A 26667-nucleotide genomic window follows, 5' to 3' on the forward strand; every position below is an offset into this window, starting at 1 on the left:
CGGTCCCTCGCAGTCAGTGCGCCACCGTAGGATGGACGTCATGGCCAAGACCAGTACGACGACCCAGGGGCTGCGTGCGGCGATCGAGCGCAGCGGCTACTACCCGGCCCTCGTGGCCGAGGCGGTGGAGGCCGCTGTCGGCGGCGAGGCCATCAAGTCGTACCTGGTCCACCAGGAGACGACGTTCGACGCGAACGAGGTGCGGCGGCACGTCACCGTCCTCGTCCTCACGGGCAACCGCTTCATCGTGAGCCACACCGACGAACAGGCCGCGGACACCACCTCGCCGACCCCGTACGCCACGACGTCGACCGAGTCGGTGAAGATCGGCCGGATCTCGTCGGTCGTGCTCAGCCGGGTCGTCGCCAACCCGGAGTCGTACGCACCGGGCACCCTGCCCCGCGAGATCGTCCTGACCATCGGCTGGGGCGCCGTCTCCCGCATCGACCTGGAGCCCGCCGCCTGCGGAGACCCCAACTGCGAGGCGGACCACGGGTACACGGGCAGCTCGACGGCGGACGACCTCAGCCTGCGCGTCAGCGAGGCCGGGGACGGCCCGGAGACCGTGCGCCAGGCCCTCGCCTTCGCGCAGTCCCTCTCCGAGGCGACCGCGGACCCCGCCCGCTGATGGCGCTGCCCACCTGGGACCACCCGGAACCGCTCGCCGTCGGCTCCGCCCCCGTCCCCGAGTACGGCTCCGGCTCGCTCGCCGACCTCCTGCCCACCCTCGCGGCGGGCATGGGCGTCCCCGGTACGACCGCGTCGATACCGGAGCTGACCGCGGCCGACCGGGCCTGCGTGTTCCTGATCGACGGCCTGGGCTGGGAGCAGCTGAAGGCGCACCCGGACGAGGCGCCCTACATGACGGCGCTGCTGGCGTCCTCACGCGGCGGCACCGGCCGCCCCCTCACCGCGGGCTACCCCGCCACCACCGCGACCTCGCTCGCCTCCGTGGGCACGGGCCTGCCCCCGGGCGCGCACGGGCTGCCCGGTTACACGGTCCGCAACCCGGAGACCGAGGAGCTGATGAACCAGCTCCGCTGGCAGCCGTGGACGTCACCGAAGGTGTGGCAGCCGTACCCCACGATCTTCCAGCTTGCCGACGCGGCGGGTGTGCGCACCGCCCAGGTCACCTCCCCGGCCTTCCAGAACACCCCTCTCACCCAGGTCGCCCTGAGCGGCGGCACCTTCCACGGCCGCCTCTCCGGCGAGGACCGCATGGACCTGGCCGCCGAGCAACTGGCGGCCGGGGACCGTGCGTTGATCTACACGTACTACTCCGAGCTGGACGGCGCCGGGCACCGCTTCGGCGTGGACTCCGACGCCTGGCGCGGCCAGCTCATGCACGTCGACCGACTGGTCCAGCGCCTGGCGGAGCAACTCCCGCCGCGCACCGCGCTGTACGTCACCGCCGACCACGGCATGATCGACATCCCGTTCGACGAGCAGCACCGCATCGACTTCGACGAGGACTGGGAGTTGCGCGCCGGGGTCGCCCTGCTGGGCGGTGAGGGCCGCGCCCGCCATGTGTACGCGGTGCGGGGCGCCGAGTCGGATGTCCTGACCTGCTGGCGCGAGGTGCTCGGCGAGCAGTTCTGGATCGCCTCGCGCGACGAGGCGATCGCGGCGGGCTGGTTCGGACCGCACGTCGACGAACGCGTGTACGCCCGCCTCGGCGACGTGGTCGCGGCCGCGCGCGACGACGTCCTGATCATCGCCTCCGAGCGGGAGCCCAAGGAGTCGGCGATGGTTGGCAACCACGGCTCGATGACCCCCGTGGAACAGCTGGTCCCGCTCCTCGAAGTACGCTCCTGAAGCCCTGCCCGCCTGCCCGCCTGCCCGCCTGCCCGCCTGCCCACCCGGTCGTCCCTCCGGCCCCGCCGCCCCCTCGCCCTCCTCACCGAAAGGTGCTCAACTCACCATGCCCGAGCTGGTGTTCTTCTCCGGAACCATGGACTGCGGGAAGTCGACGCTGGCCCTCCAGATAGAGCACAACCGCTCGGCACGCGGGCTCCAGGGCATGATCTTCACGCGTGACGACCGCGCGGGCGAGGGCAAGTTGTCGTCGCGGCTGGGCCTGGTCACCGACGCCGTGGAGGTCGAGGACGGCCAGGACCTCTACGCGTACCTCGTCGACCACCTCTCCCAGGGCCGCCGCGCGGACTACGTGATCGCCGACGAGGCCCAGTTCCTCGCCCCCGGGCAGATCGACCAACTCGCCCGCGTCGTGGACGACCTGGGCCTCGACGTCTACGCCTTCGGCATCACCACCGACTTCCGTTCCAAGCTCTTCCCCGGCTCCCAGCGCCTGGTCGAGCTGGCCGACCGCGTCGAGGTCCTGCAGGTGGAGGCCCTCTGCTGGTGCGGCGCCCGCGCCACCCACAACGCCCGCACGATAGGCGGCCAGATGGTCGTCGAGGGCGCCCAGGTCGTCGTCGGCGACGTCAACCAGCCCGACGACATCGGTTACGAGGTCCTCTGCCGCCGTCACCACAGCCGCCGTATGACGGCCGCGACGGCCCACGCGAGCGCCCTCTCCCCGGACGTCCTGCCGGTCGAGACGGTCTGACGGTCGAGACGGTCTGACGGGACGCCCGGCCCCGGCTCCCGGTTCACCCGACCGTGCGACCGGCGGGTTCAGCGTTCCGAGTGCACCACGGCGAACTTCGCGCCCTCCGGGTCGGCGAGGGTGGCCACCGGACCGTGCGGGGTGTCGTGGGTGGGGGTGAGGACGTGGCCGCCGAGTTCGATGACGCGGTTGGCGGCCTCGTCGGGGTCGGTCACCTCGAAGTAGGTCAGCCAGTGGGGCCCTCGGTCGCGGGGGAGGGCGCCGCCGACGCCGTGGATGCCGGCGACGGGGCGGCCCCCGACGCGGAGGGTGACGTAGTCGAGGTCGGGGGAGACGACCGGCTCCTCCTCGTAGCCGAAGGTCGTCTCGTAGAACTTGGCGACCAGCGAGCTGTCGACGGTGAGGAGTTCGTCCCAGGCGGGGGTGCCGGGGACGCCGGTGATGTCCGCGCCGAGGTGCTCCGCCGCCTGCCAGATGCCGAAGACGGCGCCCGCGGGATCGGAGGCGATAGCCAGGCGGCCCGCCTCGCCGGCGTCCAGCGGGCCGACACCGACGGTGCCTCCGCAGTGCCGCACGGTCTCCGCCGTCAGGTCCGCGTCGGCCGAGGCGAAGTACGGCGTCCAGGCGATGGGGAGATGGCGGTCGGGCGGCAGCTGGCCGATGCCCGCGACCTGGCGCCCGTCGAGCAGTGCCCGTACGTACGGGCCGAGTTGCTGGGGCCCGGGCTGGAACTCCCAGCCGAACAGCGCCCCGTAGAAGTCCTGGGTCGTCGCCATCCCGTGCACCATCAGGCTCACCCAGCAGGGTGTGCCCGGTGGATACGCCGCACCGTTCAGGCCGGTCGACCCCCGTGCCTCGGTCATCGTCACTCTCTCCTCGGCCCCTCGCTGCGGCCGTGTCCGTCCGCCCTCCGAAGGCGTGTACCGCGTCCACGCGCGATCACGCCCCGTGCCGATGCTCGCACCACCCGTAACGCCACGGGCCCGCGCCGCACCGCCGCGCGCCGCGTACGTGTGCGCGGGTGCCCGGCTCGCCGGTACCGGTCGCTTTCCGCGGCGCCGCCGTGCGGTGTCCATCGGTTGTACGGCTTGTGCCCGATCCCGTACGCCTCGTGATCGGCACCGCCCGGCGGGCAGAGTAGCCGGACCAGGACGACGCGGCCACCTCGTGCGCAAGGATGGGGCCATGAACGCCATCATCTCCGCCTCCGACCTCGCGAACGAGCTGGCGGGAGCCCAACCGCCGGTCCTGCTGGACGTCCGCTGGCAGTTGGGCGGCCCGAACCTGCGCCCCGAGTACGAACAGGCGCACATCCCGGGGGCCGTCTTCGTCGACCTGGACGCCGAACTCGCCGGCCCGGCGGGCTCCGGCGGCCGCCACCCGCTGCCCGACCCGGAGGCCTTCGGTGCGGCGATGCGGGCGGCCGGGGTCTGCGCCGACCGTGCCGTCGTCGTGTACGACGGCGGACTCAACTGGGCCGCCGCGCGGGCGTGGTGGCTGCTCGGCTGGGCGGGCCACCCTTCGGTGCGGGTCCTGGACGGCGGTCTGGCGGCCTGGGAGGGCCCGTTGACGGCCGAGATCCCGGAGCCCGTGCCCGGCACCTTCGCACCCGTCCCCGGCGCGCTGCCGCTGCTCGACGCGGACGGTGCCGCCGCGCTGGCCCGCACCGGGCTGCTCCTGGACGCACGGGCCGCCGAGCGCTACCGCGGCGACGTGGAGCCCATCGACCCGGTCGGCGGTCACATCCCGGGCGCCGTGTCGGCCCCGACCACGGAGAACGTGGCCGAATCCGGCCGCTTCCGGTCCGCCGCCGAACTCGCCGACCGCTTCAAGGGACTCGGCGCGACCGCCGACTCCGAGGTCGGCGTCTACTGCGGCTCCGGTGTCTCCGGCGCCCACCAGGTGCTGGCGCTGGCCGTCGCGGGCGTCCCGGCGGCGCTGTACGTGGGCTCGTGGTCGGAGTGGTCCCGGGACGAGGACCGTCCGGTGGCCACCGGACCCGACCCCCAGTGACCCACCGCTGACGGCGTGCCGTGGGGCCCGTGCCTGAACGACGCGGGCCCCCCACACGTATGAATGACCGATCTTGCACCGACCAGCCGGCACCGACGAGCCCGATTCTCCGACGAGGAAGACGACGAGGACACAGACGAAGAAACGGATCTGCGTGAACGACCGGTCCAACTCCCCACCGCTGTGGGCCGCTACTCCTGCTTCTTGCGTCGCGTACCGAACACGATCTCGTCCCAGCTGGGCACCGCCGCGCGACGACCCGGCCGGACGCCGTCGGCCTCGGCCTGGCGGTCGGTGGCGCCGACGAGCCGGTCGCGGTGGCCGTTGACCGACCGAGGCATGAGGACGTCCGCGTACGCGGAACCGGCCGAGGCCGCAGGGGTCGCGGACTCCTCCTCCGCCACTTCCTCGACGGACTCCTCCTGCGGTTCGGCCGAGGGCAGGTCGGGCACGACCAGGTCGCCCCGGTAGCTGGGGACGGCCTCCAGGATGCTGGTGAGCGAGTCGCGCTCGCTCACCAACTCCTCGTCGCTCTCGGGCGGCGCGGGCAGGGCGGGACGTTCCGCCTGGCGGTCCAGGGGGCGGTCACGGGGCAGCCGCGCGATCCTCGGCACGAACGGGAAGCTCGGCTCGGGTGTCCCGAGGTCGTCGGACTCGCCGATCAGCGAACGCGCCTCGTCGTCGACGGCCTGGACGAGCCGCCGGGGCGGGTCGTACGTCCAGCTCGCCGAGTGCGGTTCGCCCGCGACGCAGTACACCAACAGGACTTCCCAGGTGCCGTCGTCGCGGCGCCACGAGTCCCACTGGACGGTGTCCTTCTCGGCGCCGCGCAGCAGCAGTCGCTCCTGTACGGCCTCGCCGAGCTGGGGTCCGGCGTTCTCGCCGGGGCGGCGCACCGGGGTCTTGCGGGCCCGCTCGGCCATGAAGGCACGCTCGGCCAGTACGGGGCCCTCGAACCGGCGTACCCGGTCGACGGGGATGCCGGCGAGCTGCGCGACCTCCTCGGCCGTGGCACCCGCGCGTATCCGCGCCTGGATGTCACGGGGGCGGAGATGGCTCTCCACCTCGATCTCGATCTGACCGAGGCGGGGTCGGTCGCCGCGCACGGCGGCACGCAGCCGTTCGTCGATCGGTAGCGTGTACTCCGTGGAATCGGCAGCCTTCAGCACCAGCCGTGTGCCGTCATTGGAGACGGCCACGACACGCAGTTCGGGCATGGGGACCTCCCGGGTGGTGCCTGCCGACGTCACGTGCGTCGCTGCTTCCGCTAGTCGAGTGTGGCCTGCCCGGGTGCAGCCTGCCACAACCTTGCCGAGTTGCCCGGCGTGTCGGGCGTGAGCCCGAGGTCGCCGTTATGGCACGGTTACCTGTTCGCAACGCTAAGTGACGAACCTCATCACCCTGTGCAACGATCCCCCTCCCGGCGGTCCTCGAAGGCCCCGGACACCCTGGCGGGAGTCCGGACCCAGGGCTCGCAACAGTACTCCATTCGGGCCACTTGCGTGGATCGGCACGCCGCTCAACTTCTCATGGGAGACGTCGATCCGCCGCCGGAACAGACCTTTTCGTGACCTCGGGAGGGACGTGCTTCACGCGATCACCAGAACCGCCCGGGCGGCTAGGGCTGCCCTAGGCCCCGAGCACCCGGCGCAAGTAGTCGTTCTGGAACCGCCGTTCGGGGTCGAGCCGGTCACGCAGGGCGGTGAACTCCCCGAAGCGGGGGTAGACCTTGGCGAAGTAGTCCGTGTCCCGCGTGTGCACCTTGCCCCAGTGCGGCCGCCCCTCGTGCGCGGTGAAGATCCGCTCGGCGGCGGTGAAGTACGCCTGATAGGGCGTGCCCTTGAACATGTGCACGGCGATGTACGCGCTCTCGCGGCCGGAGGCGGTGGAGAGCGTGATGTCGTCGGCCGGCGCGGTGCGCACCTCGACGGGGAAGCTGACGCGCAGGTTCGAACGGTCGACCATCGCCTTGAGTTCACGCAGCGTGTCCGCCAGGGCCTCGCGCGGAACGGCGAACTCCATCTCCACGAAGCGCACTCGGCGCGGAGACGTGAAGACCTTGTAGGGGATGTCGGTGTAGGTCCGCGCGGACAGGGCGCGGCTGGAGATCTGCGCGATCGTCGGGATGGTGGCGGGGACCGCCTGGCCGACCCAGTTGGCCACCTGGAACACGCCGTTGGAGAGGAACTCGTCCTCGAACCAGCTGTTCAGCTGCGGTACGGGCTTCTCGGGACCCGCGCTGCGGTTGTTGCGCTTGGTGTTGGTGTTGCCGGTGTGCGGGAACCAGTAGAACTCGAAGTGCTCGTTCTCGGCGTGCAGTTCGTCGAACTCGGCCACCACCCTCTCGAACGACATCGGTTCCTCGCGCGCCGTGAGCAGGAAGATCGGCTCCACGGCGAAGGTGATCGCGGTGACGATGCCGAGGGCGCCGATGCCGACGCGGGCCGCCGCGAAGACGTCGGGGTTCTCGGTCGCGGAACAGGTGAGGATCGAGCCGTCGGCGGTGACCAGTTCGAGACCCCGGATCTGGGCGGCGATCGAGGCCGAGTCGCGGCCGGTGCCGTGGGTGCCGGTGCTCGTCGCGCCGGAGACCGTCTGCTCCATGATGTCGCCCATGTTCGTGAGCGACAGCCCCTCACGCGCGAGAGCCATGTTGAGCCTCTTGAGCGGGGTGCCGGCGGCGACCGTGACCGTCATGGCCTCACGGTCGATCTTGCGTATGCCCGTCAACAGTTGAGGGCGGATCAACACGCCGTCGGTCGCGGCGGCGGCCGTGAAGGAGTGGCCCGTGCCGACCGCCTTCACCCGGAGGTCGTCCTCGGCGGCCTGCCGTACGGCAGCGGCGAGTTCCTCCACGGTGGCAGGGGTGACCTCCCGTACGGGCCGGGCGGTGACGTTCCCCGCCCAGTTACGCCACGTGCCGCTCTTCCCGATCACTGTGGTGCTCATGGGGCCCTCCCCGCCTTGGAGCCGGCCTGCGCAGCCGGCGGTACCCGAGAAAACCGACCGCGACCGCGACGGCTCCGGACGCTGCCGGAACCACGTACCCCGCCTCCGCCCCGGCAGCGTCGATCACCCAGCCGGACACGGAGGAGCCGAGCGCCACCCCGACCGCGAGCCCGGTGCCCACCCAGGTCATGCCCTCGGTCAGTTGCGTGCGTGGTACGTGCTCTTCGATCAAGGACATCGTCGTGATCATCGTGGGTGCGATGGACAGGCCCGCGACGAAGAGCGCCACGGCCAGAAACGGCAAGTTTCCGACCAGTAGGAGGGGGATCATACTCACGGCCATGCCGCACACGCCCAGCAGCCATCGACGTTCCGGCGCCCCGGCGAAGCGCAACAACCCGAAGACGATGCCCGCCGCGCACGAACCGGCCGCGTAGAGGGCCAGGACGACGCTCGCGGCGGCCTTGTGGCCCCGCTCCTCGGCGAAGGCCACGGTGACCACGTCGACGGCCCCGAAGATCGCCCCGGTCGCCACGAAGGTGGCCACCAGGACCTGCAGTCCGGCCGAGCGCAGCGCCGAACGGCCCTTGTCGTGCCGTTCGCGCGGATGCGGCGCCGGTTCGGTGGCGCGCTGGGCTGTCAGCCAGAAGACGCCGACGGCGAGGAAGCAGGCGGCGAGCAGCGGCCCGGCCTCCGGGAACCACGCCGTGGACAGCCCGATGGAGATGATCGGCCCGAAGATGAAGCAGACCTCGTCGACGACCGACTCGAAGGAGTACGCGGTGTGCAGCTGTGGGGTGTCCCGGTACAGGGCCGCCCAGCGCGCCCGGGTCATCGCCCCGAGGCTCGGTACGCAGCCGATGCCCGCCGAGCAGACGTACAGCACCCGGTCCGGCCAGCCGTAGTGCGCGGCGAACAACAGCCCCGCCGACGCGGCCAGGGCGACGAGGGTCGCCGGGCGCAGTACCCGTCGCTGCCCGTACTGGTCCACCAGGCGCGAGATCTGCGGGCCGAGCACGGCGGCGGAGAGCGCGATGGTCGCCGAGAGCGCGCCGGCCAGGCCGTACCGGCCGGTGAGCTGGGAGATCATCGTGACCACGCCGATGCCCATCATGGACAGCGGCATCCGGCCGAGGAAGCCCGCGGCGGTGAAGCCCTTGGTGCCGGGGGCGGCGAACAGGGCGGTGTAGGGGCTGGGCACGGGGTCTCCGGTCGGCCGGTAAACGGAGGAACGAGTTCCTCGTAAGGTGCGAACTCAGTCGATACAGCTTACGGCTGAGGTCACCCTTAGTCATCCTGGGGCGTGGGCCGGGATCCCGGCTGTCGGCGCCGGGTGGCAGGATCGGAGGCATGCCACACGCGCACGACGCCACCCCCTACGACGCCCTGCTCCTGCTCTCGTTCGGCGGCCCGGAGGGCCCGGACGACGTGGTCCCGTTCCTGGAGAACGTGACGCGGGGGCGCGGCATCCCCAAGGAACGCCTCAAGGAAGTCGGGCAGCACTACTTCCTGTTCGGCGGGGTCAGCCCCATCAACGACCAGAACCGCGCCCTGCTCGACGCCCTCCGCAAGGACTTCGCCGAGCACGGCCTGGACCTGCCGGTCTACTGGGGCAACCGCAACTGGGCGCCCTACCTGACCGACACCCTGCGCGAGATGGTCGCCGACGGCCGCCGCCGCATCCTGGTCCTCGCCACCAGCGCGTACGCCTCGTACTCGGGCTGCCGCCAGTACCGCGAGAACCTCGCCGCCTCGCTCGCCGCCCTGGAGGCCGAGGGCCTGGAGCCGCCGAGGGTCGACAAGATCCGGCACTACTTCAACCATCCGGGCTTCCTGGAGCCCATGATCGACGGCGTCCTGGAGTCCCTGGCCGACCTCCCCGAGGACGTCCGCGACGGCGCGCACCTCGCCTTCTGCACGCACTCCATCCCGATCGCCTCGGCGGACACCTCCGGCCCGGCCGAGGACCACGGGGACGGCGGCGCGTACGTCGCGGAGCACCTGGACGTCGCGAAGCTCATCGCCGACGCCGTGCGCGAGCGGACCGGTGTCGAGCACCCCTGGCAGCTCGTCTACCAGTCCCGCTCCGGTGCCCCGCACATCCCGTGGCTGGAGCCGGACATCTGCGACCACCTGGAGGAGCGGCACGCGGCCGGGGTCCCGGCCGTCGTGATGGCGCCCATCGGTTTCGTCTCGGACCACATGGAGGTCCTGTACGACCTCGACACCGAGGCCATGGCCAAGGGCGAGGAGCTGGGGCTGCCGGTCCGCCGCTCGGCCACCGTGGGCGCCGACCCCCGCTTCGCCGCCGCGATCCGCGACCTCGTCCTGGAGCGCGCCGCGACCGAGCTGGGCCGGGACGTCACCCCCTGCGCCCTCGGCGCGCTCGGCGCGAGCCACCACCTGTGCCCGGTCGGCTGCTGCCCGGCCCGCGCACCGCAGCCCGCCGCCGCGGGCGCCGACAGCCCGTACGCGTGAGGAGCACCGTGACCGACCAGTCAGAGCGTCCGGACGGCCTGAGGGCCGAACTGCTGGAGATCGCCCTGGACGCCGCCCACCGGGCGGGGGCCTTCCTGCGTGACGGACGGCCCGAGGATCTCGGTGTGGCCGCCACCAAGTCCAGCGCGGTCGACGTCGTCACCGAGATGGACATCGCCTCCGAGAAGCTGATCACCGGCCTGCTGGCCGAGCGCAGGCCGCACGACGGCGTGCTCGGCGAGGAGGGTGCCAGCGTCGAGGGCACCAGCGGCGTCCAGTGGGTGATCGACCCCATCGACGGCACCGTCAACTACCTGTACGGACTTCCGAGTTGGGCCGTGTCCATCGCGGCACGGGTGGACGGCGAGACCGTCGTCGGCGTGGTCCACGCCCCGGTGCGCGGCGAGACCTTCCGCGCCGTCCTCGGCGAGGGCGCGTACCTCAACGACCGCCCCGCGCGCGTGCGGCCCGCCCCCGCCCTGGAGCTGGCCCTCGTCGGCACCGGCTTCGGCTACCGCGCCGAGCGCCGGGCCAGGCAGGCCGACGTGCTGCGCGAGCTGATCCCCCACGTCCGGGACATCCGGCGCGGTGGCTCGGCCGCGATCGACCTGTGCGACGTGGCCGTGGGCCGCCTGGACGCGTACTACGAGCGCGGCCTGAACGCCTGGGACTACGCGGCGGGCGACCTCATCGCCCGGGAGGCGGGCGCCCTGACCGGTGGCCGCCCCTCAGAGCCCCTCTCACCCGACCTGACCATCGCGGCCCCACCCGTCCTCTTCGAGGCCCTCCAGAGCCGCCTGGACGAGCTGGGTGCCTGGCACGACTGACGGTCCTGGCGGACGGCGACGAACGCAACGGGACCCCGGCCTGGATCTGCCGGGGTCCCGTTGTCGTGCGGTACGGGCTGTCGATCAGACGCTGTACGCGCCGACCTCCACACCGTGATCGGCGGCGAGGCGGCGCAGGTCGTCGAGTTCGCCCTGCTCCACCTCGACGAGGAAGTCGTCGCCCTCGTCGCGAGCCCTGGTCAGGTCGGACTCGGTCGCCCTTATGCGCTGCAGAAGTCCTGCGGTGAATGCGTCCATGCTGCGCCCCCTCGTCCTGGGTCGTGGGTCGTTGGCACGGGGGTGTGCCGTTCGGAAGGGGCGATCACGTCTCCTGTGGATGCCCAGCGCTGCCCTGGCCGGGCGGCGACGGTGCCGGACACCCACGCCCGCTCTGCGGAGAAGCGGAGCGCCGCATACCGCATGGTGGTGCGGCACAAGCAGAGCGTGATCGCGGGGTGTAAAGCCGTCCTCCCCCCGGTCTCTCGGACGGAAACCTCAACCGGACGAAAAAGTCCCGCATTCCCGGCCGACCGCCTTCGGCCTTCCTGTCCAGGGGTCGTCTTACAGCCGACTTACGGCCGAAAAAGGCAGGATGGAGGTCACACACCCACGAACACCCTGCCCGTGCGCGCCTGTGACGCGCTACGCGGGTGGACACAGGAAGGACAAGCGACGTGCGCGTACTCGTCGTCGAGGACGAGCAACTGCTCGCCGATGCGGTGGCCACCGGACTGCGCCGGGAGGCCATGGCCGTCGACGTCGTGTACGACGGTGCGGCGGCCCTGGAACGCATCGGCGTCAACGACTACGACGTGGTCGTCCTCGACCGCGACCTCCCCCTCGTCCACGGCGACGACGTCTGCCGCAAGCTCGTCGAGCTGGGCCTGCCCACGCGCGTGCTGATGCTCACCGCGTCCGGCGACGTCAGTGACCGCGTCGAGGGCCTGGAGATCGGCGCCGACGACTATCTGCCCAAGCCGTTCGCCTTCAGCGAGCTCATCGCGCGCGTACGGGCCCTCGGCCGGCGTACCAGCGTGCCGCTGCCGCCCGTTCTGGAACGCGCCGGCATCAAGCTCGACCCCAACCGCCGTGAGGTCTTCCGCGACGGCAAGGAGGTCCAGCTCGCGCCCAAGGAGTTCGCGGTCCTGGAGGTGCTGATGCGCAGCGAGGGCGCCGTCGTCTCGGCGGAGCAGCTCCTGGAGAAGGCCTGGGACGAGAACACCGACCCGTTCACCAACGTCGTGCGCGTGACGGTCATGACGCTGCGCCGCAAGCTCGGCGAACCCCCGGTCATCGTCACCGTGCCCGGCTCCGGCTACCGGATCTGATCCGCCGTGGCCACGACCCCCGCGCCGCCCCAGACGCCCCCGAAACCCACCTGGGACCCCCGGCGGGCGCAGAACCCGTTCCCGTGGCTGCGCCCGACCATCCGGATACGGCTCACGCTGCTGTACGGCGGCATGTTCCTGATCGCCGGGATCCTGTTGCTGTCGATCATCTACTTGTTGGCCGCCCAGGCCGTGAGCACCGGAAACACACCGGTGTTCAAGATCGAGGGCGGTACGAACATCAGCGTCTCCAGCAACAAGTGCCCCGCAGTGGACGCCGACACGGCCCCGACCAATCTGCAGCTGCCCGACTTCAACGCGGCGATCGCGGCCTGCATCGACGACCAGCGGCAGGTCGCCCTGGACACCCTGCTCAGCCGCTCCCTGCTGGCCCTGCTCGGGCTCGCCGTGATCGCGTTCGCCTTCGGCTACGCGATGGCGGGCCGGGTGCTCGCGCCGCTCGGCCGGATCACCCGTACCGCGCGCGCGGTGGCCGGCTCGGACCTGTCCCGCCGTATCGAGCTGGACGGTCCGGACGACGAGCTGAAGGAGCTGGCGGACACCTTCGACGAGATGCTGGAGCGGCTCCAGCGGGCCTTCTCGGCGCAGCAACGGTTCGTCGGGAACGCCTCGCACGAGCTGAGAACACCGCTCGCGATCAACCGCACGCTCCTCGAAGTGCACCTCTCCGATCCGAACGCGCCGGCCGAGCTGCAACAACTGGGCAAGACGCTGCTGGCCACCAACGAGCGCAGCGAGCAGCTCGTCGAGGGGCTGTTGCTGCTCGCCCGCAGCGACAACCAGATCGTCGAGCGCAAGCCCGTGGACCTCGCCGAGGTCGCCTCCCAGGCCATCGACCAGGTGCGCTCCGAGGCGGACGCCAGGAACGTGGAGATCCGCGGGGAGCGGGCCCCCGCGGTCGTCCAGGGCAACGGCGTCCTGCTGGAGCGGATCGCCCTGAACCTCGTCCAGAACGCCGTCCGGTACAACGTGCAGGGTGGGGGTGGTTGGGTGGAGGTCACGACGGAGCTCCAGCACGGGCAGGCGGTGCTGGTGGTCACGAACACCGGGCCCGTGGTCCCGGCGTACGAGATCGACAACCTTTTCGAGCCGTTCCGGCGGCTGCGTACGGAGCGCACGGGCAGCGACAAGGGCGTGGGCCTCGGCCTGTCGATCGTCCGGTCCGTGGCCCGCGCGCACGGCGGCCACATCGCCGCCCGACCACGTGAGGGAGGCGGACTCGTGATGCGGGTGACCCTGCCCGTCTGAGAAAATGACCCCCGGTTCCGGGACGTGTTCGCTTTGCGCGGAATTTCCTGGGCACCAGATCGAAACGGTCGTGCACGACCAATGTGTGATCGATCACATGGGCGAATTTCCAGCCATCTACCGAGCGTGATCATGTGTCCGTCGGAAAGCCGGGAAAATCCGGGTTTTCGGGGGTTGAGATCACGGGAAGTACATGCTGAGGCGCCTTTGTATGCAGCCTCTGGACCGTGTACGGTCCCGTTCGCCATCCAAGCCGATCACTCTTGAGGGGTCCGGTTGGGTGTCGATTGAGTAACAGACCTTGATGTGAGGCAAAATCTCCGCCTCAGGTCGGGCACAAGTCCGGCCTCTCACGCGTTACGTGCGCTGGAGACACCGCAGACACCCAGAGGGGGAGAGCGCGACATGGCAACGGATTACGACACCCCACGCAAGACCGACGACGACGTCGACTCGGACAGCCTGGAAGAGCTCAAGGCTCGCCGGAACGACAAGTCGACGTCCGCCGTGGACGTAGATGAGTTCGAGGCTGCAGAAGGCCTGGAACTGCCCGGGGCCGACCTCTCGAACGAGGAGCTGGCCGTCCGGGTACTGCCCAAGCAGCAGGACGAGTTCACTTGCATGAGCTGCTTCCTGGTGCACCACCGCAGCCAGCTGGCCCGCGAGAAGAACGGTCAGCCGATCTGCCGCGACTGCGACTGAGGCAGGGTCGGCCGTGACTGGCTCGACCCCTCCTTGGAAGCGCCGCTCCCGCAAGGAGGCGGACCGGGAGCCGCACGACGGCTCCGACGGCGTGCGTGACGACGAGCGGGGCTCCTCCGGCAAGGGAGCGGCCTCGCTCGAACGTGCGTCCGTCACGGCGTCGGGGGAGGCCACGGATGAGCAGGGACGCCTGCCCGTACCGGTGGAGACTCCGGCGCCGGTCGCCCGACGACGTACGGCCGTCGTCCGGGACGGACTGAAACAGGGCCTCAAGGTCGGGGCCCTCAAGAGCGGTGACCGGGCCAGAGCGGGGCTCGCGTACATCACCGAGCGGATCATCGAGATCGCCCCGCGGATCCCCGTGCGCGACCTCGCGACCCTGCGCGCCCAGTTCCCTGGACTGGGGCCCGAGCAGATCGCCGACAAGCTCGTCGCGGGGGCCGCCAACGCGACCTCCACGGTGGGCGCGGGCGTCGGGGCCGCCGCGATGCTGCCGGCGCCGCCCGCCATGCCCGCGGAACTGGCCGCCGAGATCACCGGGGTCGCCGCGGTCGAGCTGAAGCTCATCGCCGAGCTCCACGAGGTGTACGGGGCGCGGCCACCGGGAAATCTGCGACAGCGCAGCACCGCCTATCTGGACTCCTGGTCAGGTGAGCGCGGGATCGACGTGACCAAGCCGTCGACGATCAATTCGGCGCTCGGCGGGCAGCTGAAGAGGCAGTTGCGGCAGCAGATCATGAAACGCATGGTGCGGAATCTGCCGAACCTGATGCCGTTCCTGGTCGGGGCCGCGGTCGGGGCGGTCATGAACCGCCGGGACACCAAGCACCTCGCGGAGCGGATCCGTAAGGACCTGCGGCGTCATCAGGTGCCGTGGGAGGCGCTGCCGGAACTGCCGCCGCTGGAGAAGCCGGTGGATCCCCTGACGGTGGGGGAGTTGCCGAAGGAACTCGGCGGAGGCTGAGCGGGAGGTGCCGGGCGCACCTGGTTCCCGGGCAGGCGCGCCCGAGTTCGGCACCGCTCGGAATGCGCCGTCCTGGCTGATCGCCGATGCGGCGCGAGGAAAATTCTCGGCCGTAAGAGTTCGGCGGGAAAACAGCGTCGCCATCGCCGCGGAAAATCAGCGTCGCCGCCGAGCCGTTCCGCCGTCGTCGCGACGAACGGAACCTTCTCGGGCGGCCGGGCCGTCTCGCCGTCGGTGAGCGTCGCGTCGCGTCACGCCACCGTCTTCGCCGCTTCCACTGCCGCCACCAGGCGCTCCGGCTCCCTCGTCGACAGGTACACGTACGGGGTCGGGTCGGCCGGGTCGACGATCGGGATGCGCAGAGCCGTGGGGACGTAGGCGCGCAGGAGCATGAAGGCGTGCGGATTGGCCTTGTGGGTGCGCCAGGCCTGGGCCTCCTCGCGGTCCAGGATCTCCGGCTCGCCCAGGGCGCTCACCGGGATCTTCGCCTCGCCCGCGATCAGCGAGTCGCCGACGACGCGGATGCGGACCGAGCCGTAGGAGCTGGTGACGACCGCCGCGACCGCGGTGCCGCCGGCGAGGCCGCCCAGCAGGGGGAGCGTGCCGAACGGCAGCAGGATGAGGGCCATCGAGACGCCGACCAGGAAGCAGACGAGCCACCAGGTGCGGGGAGCGGTGAGGCGTTCTTCGTACGGCGAGGCGGAGAGCTGCATGGCGACAAGCTTGGCATGGGGACCCTCCGGCCCCGGAAATAGGGGCGTCCGAGGGGAAACCCTGCCCGTAGGGACGATGGCCGGACGCTGACGGACGGGTAAGGTCTGCGGCTGTGAGAGGTACTTCCGCGGCCCTGCGGCCCCCGGCGGACGCCACGGCGCCCGTACGGCATCCCGAGGCACCCGCTCCGGGTGAGTTGCTCGGCGCGCACTACGGGCAGTGTTTCGGCTGTGGTGACGAGCAGCCCCACGGGCTCCACCTGGAGGCGAGGGCCGGTGAGGGCGTCACCCTCACCGCCGAGTTCACCGTGCGGCCCGCGCACCAGGGGGCCCCGGGCCTCGCCCACGGCGGGGTCCTGGCCAGTGCTCTCGACGAGACCCTCGGCTCCCTCAACTGGCTGCTGCGCACCATCGCGGTGACCGGACGGCTTGAGACCGACTTTCTGCGCCCCGTCCCCGTCGGCACCGTGCTGCACCTGCGGGCCGAGGTGACGGCGGTGGCCGGGCGGAAGATCTTCGCGACCGCCGAGGGACGTATCGGTGACCCCGACGGCCCCTTGGCCGTCCGCGCCGACGCGCTCTTCGTCGAGGTCAAGGTCGACCACTTCATCGACCACGGCCGCGAGGCGGAGATCCAGGCGGCCATGAACGACCCGGACCAGGTCCGGCGGGCCCGTGCCTTCGAGGTGAACCCGTGAGCGGCGGCCGTACCCCTCTCGACGTCCTGATCCGGCGCGTCGACCCCGACGTGCCGCTGCCGGACTACGCGCAGCCCGGCGACGCGGGCGCCGATCTGCGCACCACGGAGAGCCGGGAACTGAAGCCCGGCGAACGGGCCGTACTTCCCACGGGAGTGTCCATCGCGCTCCCCGAGGGGTACGCGGCCTTCGTGCACCCACGGTCCGGTCTCGCCGCCCGCTGCGGCGTCGCCCTGGTGAATGCCCCGGGGACGGTTGATGCCGGGTACCGTGGGGAGATCAAGGTGATCGTGGTGAATCTCGACCCGCATGAAGCCGTGCGGTTCGAGCGCTTCGACCGGATTGCCCAACTGGTCGTCCAGCAGGTCGAGAAGGTGCGCTTCCGGGAGGTGGCGGAGCTTCCCGACTCGGCGCGGGCCGAGGGGGGCTTCGGGTCCACCGGCGGTCATGCCGCCGTGGGCGGACCATGGGTGGCAACGGGTGGGAATCGATACGCTTCGGCCGTATCCGACCGGGAAGGACAGTGACGTGTTCGGACGTCGCAAGAAGAAGGGTTCCGCTGAGGACGCGGCGGACGCGGCGAGCGAGGCCGAGCAGGTCGACGGCGTTGCCGGGGAAGCCGACGCCGAGGCGGACGAGGCCGAGCGGGAGCGCGTGCGGCTCGAGCCCGAGCCCCGGCCCGACGGGCCGTGGGACAGCTCCGAGGTGCGCGAGCCCGGCGAGGGCCGGGTGGACCTCGGCGGCATCTTCGTGCCCGGAGTCGACGGCATGGAGCTGCGGGTCGAGGTGGCCGGCGACGCGATCGTCGCGGCGACCGTCGTGCTCCGCGACAGCGCGGTCCAGCTGCAGGCCTTCGCCGCACCCAAGCGCGAGGGCATCTGGGGCGAGGTCCGTGAGGAGATCGCCTCCGGCATCACCCAGCAGGGCGGTGTCATCGACGAGGTCGAGGGTCCGCTGGGCTGGGAGCTCCGCGCGCAGGTGCCGGTGCAGCTGCCGGACGGCACGGGTGGCTTCCAGGTGGTCCGGTTCGTCGGCGTGGACGGGCCCCGCTGGTTCCTGCGCGGGGTGATCTCCGGCCGGGGCGCGGTGGAGCCGCAGACCGCCGGGCTGCTGGAGCAGATCTTCCGGGACACGGTCGTCGTCCGCGGCGAGGGCCCCATGGCTCCGCGCGACCCGATCGTCCTGAAGCTGCCGAACGACGCGCAGATGGTCCCCGAGGGGGTCCAGCAGGAGGACCAGGCCGGTTCCCGCTTCTCCGGCGGCATGGGGCAGCTCCAGCGCGGACCGGAGATCACCGAGGTCCGCTGACGCTCCCGGGGGCTGGTCGTGCAGCTCCCGCGCCCCTGACAGGGTCGCATGTACATGGGCCGTACCCCTCGGGGTGCGGCCCTTCGTCATGTTCGCTCTTTGCCCACAGGGCGCGTCAGGGTTGCGTCAAAGAGCGGCTCCGGCCCGTCTTCCGTCCCCTTCGCCGTGATGGTTGGCCGTAGGGTCGACGCTGCGTAGGCGGCGGTCACGGGAAGACAATGGGGCCATGGGACGCGGAAAGCTTCGGATCTACCTCGGTGCGGCACCGGGCGTCGGCAAGACGTACGCGATGCTGTCCGAAGCGCACCGCCGGGTCGAACGCGGCACCGACTGCGTGGTGGCCGTCGTGGAGCACCACGGCCGGCCGCGCACCGAGGTGATGCTGCACGGTCTGGAGCAGGTCCCGCGCCGGGAACTGGCCTACCGGGACGCGGTCTTCACCGAGACGGACGTGGACGCCGTCCTCGCCCGTCGGCCCCGGGTGGCCCTCGTGGACGAGCTGGCCCACACCAATGTGCCCGGCTCCCGCAACGACAAGCGCTGGCAGGACGTCGAGGAACTGCTCGCGGCCGGCATCGACGTGATCTCGACCGTCAACATCCAGCACCTGGAGTCGCTCGGTGACGTCGTCGAGTCGATAACGGGCGTACGGCAGCGGGAGACCGTCCCCGACGAGGTGGTGCGGCGGGCGGATCAGATAGAGCTGGTCGACATGTCGCCGCAGGCGCTGCGCCGGCGGATGGCGCACGGCAACGTCTACCAGCCGGACAAGGTCGACGCGGCGCTGTCGAACTACTTCCGGCCCGGCAACCTGACCGCACTGCGGGAGCTGGCACTGCTGTGGGTGGCGGACCGGGTCGACGAGTACCTCAACGCGTACCGCAGCGAGCACCAGGTCTCCAGGATCTGGGGCTCGCGGGAGCGGATCGTGGTCGGGCTGACCGGCGGGCCCGAGGGCCGGACCCTGATCCGGCGGGCCGCCCGGCTCGCCGAGAAGGGCGCGGGCGGCGAGGTCATGGCCGTCTACATCGCCCGCAGCGACGGGCTGACCTCCGCCTCGCCCAAGGAACTCGCCGTCCAGCGCACCCTCGTCGAGGATCTGGGCGGCACCTTCCACCACGTCGTCGGCGACGACGTCCCCGCCGCGCTGCTGGCCTTCGCCCGCGGGGTCAACGCCACCCAGATCGTGCTCGGCGTCTCGCGGCGCAAGAGCTGGCAGTACGTGTTCGGGCCGGGCGTCGGCGCGACCGTCGCCCGGGACTCCGGTCCCGACCTGGACGTCCACCTGATCACCCACGCCGAGGCGGGCAAGGGGCGTGGGCTGCCCGTCGCCCGGGGCGCGCGGCTGGGGCGGGCCCGGATGATCTGGGGCTGGCTGGTCGGGACGGCCGGGCCGGTGCTGCTGGCGCTGCTGCTGGCCGGCTTCGAGAGGGACCTGGGTCTCGCCAACGACATGCTGCTGTTCCTGTCGGTGACGGTGGCCGCGGCCCTGCTGGGCGGTCTGCTGCCCGCCCTGGCCGCCGCCGTGCTGGGCTCGCTGCTGCTCAACTGGTTCTTCACCCCGCCGGTGCACACCCTGACGGTCGACGACCCGACGAACATCGTCGCCATCGCGGTCTTCATAGGGGTCGCGGTGTCGGTGGCGTCCGTGGTGGACCTCGCGGCCCGGCGCACCCAACAGGCGGCCCGGCTGCGCGCCGAGTCGGAGATCCTCTCCTTCCTCGCGGGCAGCGTGCTGCGCGGGGAGACCAGCCTGGAGGCACTCCTCGAACGGGTCCGCGAGACCTTCGGGATGGAGTCGGTGGCCCTGCTGGAGCGCGAGAGCGATGTGGACCCGTGGACCTGCGCGGGCAGCGTGGGCCCCCGGCAGGTGGACCGTCCGGAGGCCGCGGACGTGGACATGCCGGTCGGCGACCACATGGCGCTCGCCCTCTCCGGGCGCGTCCTGCCCGCCGAGGACCGTCGGGTGCTGGCCGCGTTCGCCGCCCAGGCCGCCGTCGTACTGGACCGCAGGCGGCTGAAGCAGGAGGCCGACCGGGCCAAGGAGCTGGCCGAGGGCAACCGCATCCGCACCGCGCTGCTCGCCGCCGTCAGCCACGACCTGCGCACCCCGCTGGCGGGCATCAAGGCCGCCGTGTCGTCGCTGCGCTCCGACGACGTGGCCTGGTCGGAGGAGGACGAGGCCGAACTGCTCGAAGGGATCGAGGAGGGCGCCGACCGGCTCGACCACCTCGTGGGCAACCTCCTCGACATGTCCCGCCTGCAGACCGGCACGGTCACCACGCTGATCCGCGAGATCGACCTCGACGAGGTGGTGCCGATGGCCCTCGGCGGCGTCCCCGAGGGCAGCGTCGGACTGGAGATCCCCGAGAGCCTGCCCATGGTCGCCGTCGACCCCGGACTGCTGGAGCGCGCGGTCGCCAACATCGTCGAGAACGCCGTCAAGTACAGCCCGCCCGGCACGACCGGCCCGCCCGTCCTGGTCTCCGCCAGCGCCCTCGGCGGCCGTGTCGAGGTCCGGGTCACCGACCGGGGCCCCGGAGTCCCCGACGACGCCAGGGAGCGCATCTTCGAGCCCTTCCAGCGACACGGCGACGCCCCGCGCGGGGCCGGTGTGGGGCTGGGGCTCGCGGTCGCCCGAGGCTTCGCCGAGGCCATGGGCGGCACACTCGACGCCGAGGACACCCCCGGCGGAGGCCTCACCATGGTGCTCACGGTGCGCGCCGCACCGAACGGCTCAGGGCCCGCCACGGCTCCGTCGGCGGGCACGGGTCCCTCGGCGGGCACGGGTCCCACGGCGGGCGTCGTCGCGTCGGCGGGCACGGCTCCCTCGGCGGGCACGGGTCCTTCGGCGGGCACGGGCCCCTCGGCGGGTGAGGCTGCGTCGGCAGACACACACCCGTCGGCAGGCGGCGCCGCCGGGGCGGGGGGCGTGGTCCCGTCGGTCGGCACGGCCACATCGGCAGAGAGGCGAACGACATGACCCGGGTGCTCGTGGTCGACGACGAGCCGCAGATCGTGCGGGCGCTCGTGATCAACCTGAAGGCCCGCGCGTACGAGGTCGACGCGGCCCACGACGGCGCGACCGCCCTCGAACTCGCCGCCACCCGCCACCCCGACGTCGTCGTCCTCGACCTGGGGCTGCCCGACATGGACGGCGTCGAGGTGATCAGGGGCCTGCGCGGCTGGACCCGGGTCCCGATCCTCGTCCTGTCGGCCCGGCACTCCTCCGACGAGAAGGTCGAGGCCCTCGACGCGGGCGCCGACGACTACGTCACCAAGCCCTTCGGCATGGACGAGCTGCTCGCCCGGCTGCGCGCCGCCGTCCGGCGGGCCGAGCCCCTCGGGAGCGACGAGGGCGACGTGATCGTGGAGACCGACGACTTCACCGTGGACCTGGCCGCGAAGAAGGTGAACCGGGACGGCCGGGACGTCCGGCTGACCCCCACGGAGTGGCACCTCCTGGAGGTCCTCGTGCGCAACACCGGGCGCCTGGTCAGCCAGAAGCAGCTGCTCCAGGAGGTCTGGGGGCCGTCGTACGGGACGGAGACCAACTACCTCCGGGTCTACATGGCCCAGCTGCGCCGCAAGCTGGAGGGCGATCCGTCGCGGCCGAGGCACTTCGTCACCGAGGCGGGGATGGGGTACCGCTTCGAGAAGTGAGCGGAGCCCGACGTACGGGGGTGCAGGACTGTCGGCGACCCCCGGTACGCTTTTGTCATGAGTGCTGCCCCTCGTTCCGAGAAGCCGGCCGGCCGGTTCCGGCGCATGCTCGACCGGCTCTCCTCGTCCCAGCAGGACCTGGAGTCGGAGGAGCTGCGCGAGGACGCGGACACCGCCGGCTGCACGCGCATATGTGACTGCCACGACCGACAGATAGTGACGGTTACTGGTACCTTGCGCACGGTCACGCTGCGCCCCCGGGCCGGTGTCCCGGCCCTGGAGGCCGAGCTGTTCGACGGTTCGGCCGCCCTGGACGTGGTGTGGCTGGGCAGACGCTCCATCATCGGGATAGAGCCGGGGCGCAAGCTGATCGCATCCGGCCGGGTCTCCATGAGCCGGGGCCGTAGGGTGCTGTTCAATCCGAAGTACGAACTCAGACCGCTCGGACGGGAGTAGCCGGTGACGTCGCTCGACAAGCCGACGGAAGACGCCCAGCGCGGCGTCCAGGACGCCGAAGGCGGACAGGACGGCTCGCAGGACTCCAGGGCGGTGACGGAGGCCGCGCTGTTCGAGGCGTTCGGTGGCGTGCGCGGCATGGTCGAGACCGTGCTCCCGGGCCTGCTCTTCGTCTCCATCTTCACGATCAACAAGGACCTGCACTCGGCGGCCCTCGCGGCCCTCGGTGTCTCCGTCCTGCTGGTCGTGGTGCGCCTCGTCATGAAGGACACCGTCAAGCACGCCTTCAGCGGTGTCTTCGGGGTCGCCTTCGGTGTGGTCTTCGCGATGATGACCGGCAACGCCAAGGACTTCTATCTGCCGGGCATGCTGTACACGCTGGGCCTCGGGCTCGCGTACATCTTCACGACGCTGGCCGGCGTGCCGCTGATCGGTCTGATGCTCGGGCCGGTCTTCAAGGAGAACCTGTCCTGGCGGACCCGGAACCCCGGCCGCAAGAAGGCGTACTCCAAGGCGAGTTACGCCTGGGGCGCGATTCTGCTCGCCAAATGCGCGATCCTCTTCCCGCTCTACTGGTGGGCCGACACCACACAGCTGGGCTGGGTGCTCATCGCCCTGAAGATCCCGCCGTTCCTGCTGGCCGTATGGCTGACCTGGATCTTCCTCGCGAAGGCCCCCGCTCCGATCGACGTGTTCGCGGAGATGGAGGCGGAGGAGCGCGCGGAGGAGGAGCGGAAGGCCGCGGTGCGCGGTGCCGACCAGGCACCCTGAGCCGGTGACGAAGGAAGGGGCGCCCGGAAACCTCCGGGCGCCCCTTCCTCGTATCGGTCGTCGCGTCAGCTCGTCGCTTCCTCGCGGCGGACCGACAGGAGATCCTCCAGCTGTTCCTCGCGGGCCTGGGCGGCCACGAAGAGGAGCTCGTCGCCCGCCTCCAGGGAGTCGTCCGGGGTGGGGGTGAGGACCCGGGTGCCCCGGATGATGGTGACCAGGGAGGTGTCCTCCGGCCACTCGACCTCGCCGACCTGAGTGCCGGCCAGGGCCGACTCGGGCGGCAGGGTCAGCTCGACCAGGTTCGCGTCACCGTGGCTGAAGCGGAGCAGCCGGACCAGGTCGCCGACGCTGACGGCCTCCTCGACCAGGGCCGACATCAGACGAGGGGTCGACACGGCCACGTCCACGCCCCAGGACTCGTTGAAGAGCCACTCGTTCTTGGGGTTGTTGACGCGGGCGACGACGCGCGGGACGCCGTACTCCGTCTTCGCCAGCAGGGAGACGACCAGGTTGACCTTGTCGTCGCCGGTCGCGGCGATGACGACGTTGCAGCGCTGGAGCGCCGCCTCGTCCAGGGACGTGATCTCGCAGGCGTCGGCCAGCAGCCACTCCGCCTGCGGGACGCGCTCGACCGAGATGGCGGTCGGTGCCTTGTCGATGAGAAGGATCTCGTGGCCGTTCTCCAGCAGTTCGCCCGCGATCGAGCGGCCGACCGCTCCGGCTCCGGCAATGGCGACCCTCATCAGTGACCGCCCTCCTCGTCGGGGCCTTCGGCGAAGGACGCCTCGACCTTCTCCACGTCGTCCGTCCGCATCATCACGTGCACGAGGTCGCCCTCCTGCAGGACGGTCTGCGAGGTCGGCAGGATCGCCTCGCCCAGGCGGGTGAGGAAGGCGACGCGGACGCCGGTCTCCTCCTGCATCTTGCTGATCTTGTGGCCCACCCAGGCCGACGAGGCGTGCACCTCGGCGAGTTGGACGCCGCCGGTGGGGTCACGCCACAGCGGCTCGGCACCGGAGGGCAGCAGCCGGCGGAGCATCTGGTCGGCGGTCCAGCGGACCGTGGCGACCGTCGGGATGCCCAGCCGCTGGTAGACCTCGGCGCGGCGGGGGTCGTAGATCCGTGCCGCCACGTTCTCGATGCCGAACATCTCGCGGGCGACGCGGGCGGCGATGATGTTCGAGTTGTCGCCGCTGGAGACGGCGGCGAACGCGCCCGCCTCCTCGATCCCCGCCTCGCGCAGGGTGTCGCGGTCGAAGCCGATGCCGGTGACGCGACGGCCGCCGAATCCCGAGCCCAGACGACGGAAGGCCGTGGGGTCCCGGTCGATCACGGCGACCGTGTGCCCCTGTTGCTCCAGGGTCTGGGCGAGGGTGGAACCCACTCGCCCGCAGCCCATGATGACGATGTGCACGACCGTCCTTCCGGTGTCAATAGCTACTGTTCAGCCGAAACGTCGAAAACAGGGTCTCAGACCGTCGCCCAAGCTACACACGCACGGTCCACCGGGGGCACCCCCGTGCACCTTCCGGTCACATCGTGGGACCTCGTCGGCTGATCCTGCGGAAACTGATCTTCGTCAGGACGCCGAGTCCGACGAGGGAGGCGAGAGCGCCGATCAGTTCCGCGGTCGCGGCCTGCATGGAGCCTCCAGAGAGTGAGGTGGACGGGATTCGTCATATAGACGTGAGGACGCCGCCCATCAGACCGGAGGATGCGTGACGTGACGCACTTCGCAGTCGCCGCGGGACTGATTTCACCCCGGGGCCCGCCGGGATTTCACCCGGATGTGCCCAGAAGCAGTCGGGGCGCTTACGATCCTCTGCGTGTCCAAACTGACCGACGTGCCCAAACGGATCCTGATCGGGCGCGCCCTGCGCAGCGACCGGCTGGGCGAAACGCTCCTGCCGAAGCGCATCGCACTCCCCGTCTTCGCCTCCGACCCGCTCTCGTCCGTGGCGTACGCACCCGGAGAGGTGCTGCTGGTCCTCTCCATCACGGGCGTGTCGGCCTACCACTTCAGTCCCTGGATCGCCGTCGCGGTCGTCGTGCTGATGTTCACGGTGGTGGCCTCCTACCGCCAGAACGTGCACGCGTACCCGAGCGGCGGCGGCGACTACGAGGTGGCGAACACCAACCTCGGCCCCAGGGCCGGTCTCACCGTCGCCAGCGCGCTCCTCGTCGACTACGTCCTCACCGTCGCCGTGTCCATCTCCTCCGGTGTGGAGAACCTCGGCTCGGCCGTCCCCTTCTTCGTCGAGCACAAGGTGCTGTGCGCGATCGGCATCATCGTGCTGCTCACGCTGATGAACCTGCGCGGGGTGAAGGAGTCCGGGAAGCTCTTCGCGATCCCGACGTACGTCTTCGTCGTCGGCGTCTTCGTGATGATCGCCTGGGGCGCGTTCCGCGGGCTGGTCCTCGACGAGAGCATGAACGCACCCACCTCGGGCCTGGAGATCAAGGCCGAGCACGAGGGCCTCGCCGGCTTCGCGCTCGTCTTCCTGCTGCTGCGGGCCTTCTCCTCCGGCTGCGCCGCCCTCACCGGCGTCGAGGCCATCTCCAACGGTGTCCCGGCCTTCCGCAAGCCCAAGTCGAAGAACGCGGCCACCACGCTCGCCGCGATGGGCCTGCTCGCCGTCACCATGTTCTGCGGCATCATCGGCCTGGCGATGGCCACCAACGTACGGATGGCCGAGAACCCGGCGGACGACCTGCTGCGCGACGGCACCCCGGTCGGCGACTCCTACGTCCAGAACCCGGTGATCTCCCAGGTCGCCGCTGCCGTCTTCGGTGACGGCACCTTCTTCTTCGTCGTGCTGGCCGCCGCCACCGCCCTCGTGCTGTTCCTGGCCGCCAACACCGCCTACAACGGCTTCCCGTTGCTCGGCTCGATCCTCGCCCAGGACCGCTACCTCCCGCGCCAGCTGCACACCCGGGGCGACCGCCTCGCCTTCTCCAACGGCATCGTGCTCCTCGCGGGCGCCGCCGTGCTCCTGGTGTGGATCTACGGCGCCGACTCCACGCGTCTGATCCAGCTGTACATCGTCGGGGTCTTCGTCTCCTTCACGCTCAGCCAGACGGGCATGGTCCGGCACTGGAACCGCCATCTGCGCACCGAGAAGGACCAGGCCAAGCGGCGCCACATGGTCCGCTCCCGTGCGATCAACACCTTCGGCGCCTTCTTCACCGGGCTCGTCCTGATCGTCGTCCTCGTCACCAAGTTCACGCACGGCGCCTGGGTCGCCCTGCTCGGCATGGTGATCTTCTACGCGACGATGACGGCCATCCGGAAGCACTACGACCGGGTCGCCGCGGAGATCGCCGCGCCGGACGGCCCGAGCGACGACGTCGTACGGCCGTCCAGGGTCCACTCGGTGGTGCTGATCTCCAGGATCCACCGCCCCACCCTGCGGGCCCTCGCCTACGCCAAGCTGATGCGTTCCCACACCCTGGAGGCGCTCAGTGTCAACGTCGACGCGGCCGAGACCAGGGCGCTCCAGGAGGAGTGGACCCGGCGCGGCATCGACGTACCGCTGAAGGTCCTCGACTCGCCGTACCGCGAGGTCACCCGGCCGGTCATCGAGTACGTCAAGGGGCTGCGCAAGGAGTCCCCGCGCGACGCGGTGTCGGTGATCATCCCCGAGTACGTGGTCGGCCACTGGTACGAGCACCTGCTGCACAACCAGAGCGCACTCCGGCTCAAGGGCCGACTGCTCTTCACGCCGGGCGTCATGGTGACCTCGGTGCCCTACCAGCTGGAATCCTCCGAGGTCGCGAAGCGACGGGCGCGCAAGCGGCAGGAGTGGAGCGCGCCGGGGTCGGTACGGCGTGGTCCGGCGCACGAGCGACCGAAGGAGTCGTCGAAGACGTCGTCGAAGGAATCCTCGGACAGCAAGGGCTGACGCTCGTGGTCAATGGCCGGACGGCACCCACGTAGACTGGTGGGCTGTTGTCCGGCT

General features: G+C 71.1%; 26 protein-coding genes. 18 read left to right on the forward strand and 8 right to left on the reverse strand.

Annotation, left to right across the window (positions count from 1 at the left end; genetic code table 11):
* The first annotated feature begins 40 nt into the window (after positions 1–40).
* The 3 genes from OG272_RS36220 to OG272_RS36230 all read left to right on the forward strand — a co-directional run bounded on the left by OG272_RS36220 (position 41) and on the right by OG272_RS36230 (position 2569).
* A complete protein-coding gene (locus tag OG272_RS36220; RefSeq protein WP_326576259.1) occupies positions 41–628 on the forward strand; it encodes a DUF5998 family protein in 588 nt (195 codons plus the stop codon).
* Entirely contained in the window at positions 628–1815 is a 1188-nt protein-coding gene (locus OG272_RS36225; RefSeq protein WP_327727516.1) for an alkaline phosphatase family protein, read from the forward strand. The genes OG272_RS36220 and OG272_RS36225 overlap by 1 nt, the downstream gene beginning before the upstream one ends.
* 106 nt (positions 1816–1921) lie before the next feature.
* A complete protein-coding gene (locus tag OG272_RS36230; RefSeq protein WP_326576255.1) occupies positions 1922–2569 on the forward strand; it encodes a thymidine kinase in 648 nt (215 codons plus the stop codon).
* Positions 2570–2637: 68 nt separating this feature from the next.
* Here OG272_RS36230 and OG272_RS36235 read toward each other — a convergent pair whose 3' ends face one another.
* Positions 2638–3432: a VOC family protein gene (locus OG272_RS36235; protein ID WP_327727515.1), complete on the reverse strand. Its 795-nt coding sequence runs from the start codon at positions 3430–3432 to the stop codon at positions 2638–2640.
* 322 nt (positions 3433–3754) lie between these two features.
* Between OG272_RS36235 and OG272_RS36240 the strand changes: the two genes are divergently transcribed.
* Positions 3755–4582: a sulfurtransferase gene (locus tag OG272_RS36240; RefSeq protein ID WP_405895509.1), complete on the forward strand. Its 828-nt coding sequence runs from the start codon at positions 3755–3757 to the stop codon at positions 4580–4582.
* Between the two features lie 191 nt (positions 4583–4773).
* On the opposite strand, the gene sepH is transcribed toward OG272_RS36240, so the two are convergent.
* The 3 genes from sepH to OG272_RS36255 all read right to left on the reverse strand — a co-directional run bounded on the left by sepH (position 4774) and on the right by OG272_RS36255 (position 8732).
* Positions 4774–5799 carry a septation protein SepH gene (gene sepH / locus OG272_RS36245; RefSeq protein WP_326576249.1) on the reverse strand — a complete coding sequence of 342 codons (1026 nt, stop codon included), beginning with the start codon at positions 5797–5799 and terminating at the stop codon, positions 4774–4776.
* Between the two features lie 412 nt (positions 5800–6211).
* On the reverse strand, positions 6212–7531 hold the full coding sequence (locus OG272_RS36250; protein ID WP_326576247.1) for a D-arabinono-1,4-lactone oxidase: 1320 nt from the start codon (positions 7529–7531) through the stop codon (positions 6212–6214).
* Positions 7491–8732 (reverse strand): MFS transporter, encoded by a 1242-nt coding sequence (locus OG272_RS36255; RefSeq protein ID WP_326576245.1) that lies wholly within the window; start codon positions 8730–8732, stop codon positions 7491–7493. The genes OG272_RS36250 and OG272_RS36255 overlap by 41 nt, the downstream gene beginning before the upstream one ends.
* A gap of 149 nt (positions 8733–8881) precedes the next feature.
* On the opposite strand from OG272_RS36255, the gene OG272_RS36260 reads away from it, so the two are divergent.
* Complete coding sequence (locus OG272_RS36260; RefSeq protein WP_326576243.1) at positions 8882–10009, forward strand: ferrochelatase; 1128 nt, start codon at positions 8882–8884, stop codon at positions 10007–10009.
* Between the two features lie 8 nt (positions 10010–10017).
* Positions 10018–10836: an inositol monophosphatase family protein gene (locus OG272_RS36265; protein WP_326576241.1), complete on the forward strand. Its 819-nt coding sequence runs from the start codon at positions 10018–10020 to the stop codon at positions 10834–10836.
* 84 nt (positions 10837–10920) lie between these two features.
* Here OG272_RS36265 and OG272_RS36270 read toward each other — a convergent pair whose 3' ends face one another.
* A complete protein-coding gene (locus tag OG272_RS36270; RefSeq protein ID WP_192829560.1) occupies positions 10921–11094 on the reverse strand; it encodes a hypothetical protein in 174 nt (57 codons plus the stop codon).
* Between the two features lie 416 nt (positions 11095–11510).
* Between OG272_RS36270 and OG272_RS36275 the strand changes: the two genes are divergently transcribed.
* The 4 genes from OG272_RS36275 to OG272_RS36290 all read left to right on the forward strand — a co-directional run bounded on the left by OG272_RS36275 (position 11511) and on the right by OG272_RS36290 (position 15099).
* Complete coding sequence (locus tag OG272_RS36275; RefSeq protein WP_009340866.1) at positions 11511–12164, forward strand: response regulator transcription factor; 654 nt, start codon at positions 11511–11513, stop codon at positions 12162–12164.
* Positions 12165–12170: 6 nt separating this feature from the next.
* The gene (locus tag OG272_RS36280; RefSeq protein ID WP_326576232.1) at positions 12171–13433 is read left to right on the forward strand and encodes a HAMP domain-containing sensor histidine kinase; all 1263 of its coding nucleotides are present in this window, start codon (positions 12171–12173) and stop codon (positions 13431–13433) included.
* Positions 13434–13838: 405 nt separating this feature from the next.
* Positions 13839–14135, forward strand: coding sequence for a DUF4193 domain-containing protein (locus tag OG272_RS36285; protein ID WP_005481602.1), 297 nt, complete (start codon positions 13839–13841; stop codon positions 14133–14135).
* Positions 14136–14148: 13 nt separating this feature from the next.
* Positions 14149–15099, forward strand: coding sequence for a hypothetical protein (locus OG272_RS36290; protein ID WP_405895510.1), 951 nt, complete (start codon positions 14149–14151; stop codon positions 15097–15099).
* 251 nt (positions 15100–15350) lie between these two features.
* Here the strand turns inward: OG272_RS36290 and OG272_RS36295 are convergent, their stop codons facing one another.
* Positions 15351–15812, reverse strand: a complete 462-nt coding sequence (locus OG272_RS36295; RefSeq protein ID WP_326576140.1) for a DUF3093 domain-containing protein — start codon at positions 15810–15812, stop codon at positions 15351–15353.
* A gap of 113 nt (positions 15813–15925) precedes the next feature.
* Here OG272_RS36295 and OG272_RS36300 point away from each other — a divergent pair, with 113 nt between their 5' ends.
* The 7 genes from OG272_RS36300 (at position 15926) to OG272_RS36330 (ending at position 22708) form a co-directional block, all read left to right on the forward strand.
* A complete protein-coding gene (locus OG272_RS36300) occupies positions 15926–16510 on the forward strand; it encodes a PaaI family thioesterase (RefSeq protein ID WP_326576138.1) in 585 nt (194 codons plus the stop codon).
* Entirely contained in the window at positions 16507–17037 is a 531-nt protein-coding gene (gene dut / locus OG272_RS36305) for a dUTP diphosphatase (protein WP_326576136.1), read from the forward strand. Before OG272_RS36300 ends, dut begins: the two co-directional genes overlap by 4 nt.
* Position 17038: 1 nt before the next feature.
* Positions 17039–17818 carry a DUF3710 domain-containing protein gene (locus tag OG272_RS36310; RefSeq protein ID WP_326576134.1) on the forward strand — a complete coding sequence of 260 codons (780 nt, stop codon included), beginning with the start codon at positions 17039–17041 and terminating at the stop codon, positions 17816–17818.
* Positions 17819–18044: 226 nt separating this feature from the next.
* Positions 18045–20801: a sensor histidine kinase KdpD gene (locus tag OG272_RS36315; protein ID WP_327727511.1), complete on the forward strand. Its 2757-nt coding sequence runs from the start codon at positions 18045–18047 to the stop codon at positions 20799–20801.
* Positions 20798–21481, forward strand: coding sequence for a response regulator (locus OG272_RS36320; RefSeq protein WP_327727510.1), 684 nt, complete (start codon positions 20798–20800; stop codon positions 21479–21481). Before OG272_RS36315 ends, OG272_RS36320 begins: the two co-directional genes overlap by 4 nt.
* Before the next feature lie 57 nt (positions 21482–21538).
* Positions 21539–21937, forward strand: coding sequence for an OB-fold nucleic acid binding domain-containing protein (locus OG272_RS36325; protein WP_326576128.1), 399 nt, complete (start codon positions 21539–21541; stop codon positions 21935–21937).
* Positions 21938–21940: 3 nt separating this feature from the next.
* Complete coding sequence (locus OG272_RS36330; RefSeq protein WP_326576126.1) at positions 21941–22708, forward strand: DUF3159 domain-containing protein; 768 nt, start codon at positions 21941–21943, stop codon at positions 22706–22708.
* Between the two features lie 65 nt (positions 22709–22773).
* On the opposite strand, the gene OG272_RS36335 is transcribed toward OG272_RS36330, so the two are convergent.
* Together OG272_RS36335 and OG272_RS36340 are read right to left on the reverse strand one after the other, a co-directional pair.
* The gene (locus OG272_RS36335) at positions 22774–23451 is read right to left on the reverse strand and encodes a TrkA family potassium uptake protein (RefSeq protein ID WP_326576124.1); all 678 of its coding nucleotides are present in this window, start codon (positions 23449–23451) and stop codon (positions 22774–22776) included.
* Complete coding sequence (locus tag OG272_RS36340; RefSeq protein WP_086796765.1) at positions 23451–24122, reverse strand: TrkA family potassium uptake protein; 672 nt, start codon at positions 24120–24122, stop codon at positions 23451–23453. The genes OG272_RS36335 and OG272_RS36340 overlap by 1 nt, the downstream gene beginning before the upstream one ends.
* A 412-nt stretch (positions 24123–24534) precedes the next feature.
* Here OG272_RS36340 and OG272_RS36345 point away from each other — a divergent pair, with 412 nt between their 5' ends.
* On the forward strand, positions 24535–26610 hold the full coding sequence (locus OG272_RS36345) for an APC family permease (protein WP_326576120.1): 2076 nt from the start codon (positions 24535–24537) through the stop codon (positions 26608–26610).
* The last annotated feature ends 57 nt before the right edge of the window (positions 26611–26667 follow it).

Source organism: Streptomyces sp. NBC_00104, from assembly GCF_045160825.1.
Taxonomy (GTDB): Bacteria; Actinomycetota; Actinomycetes; order Streptomycetales; family Streptomycetaceae; genus Streptomyces.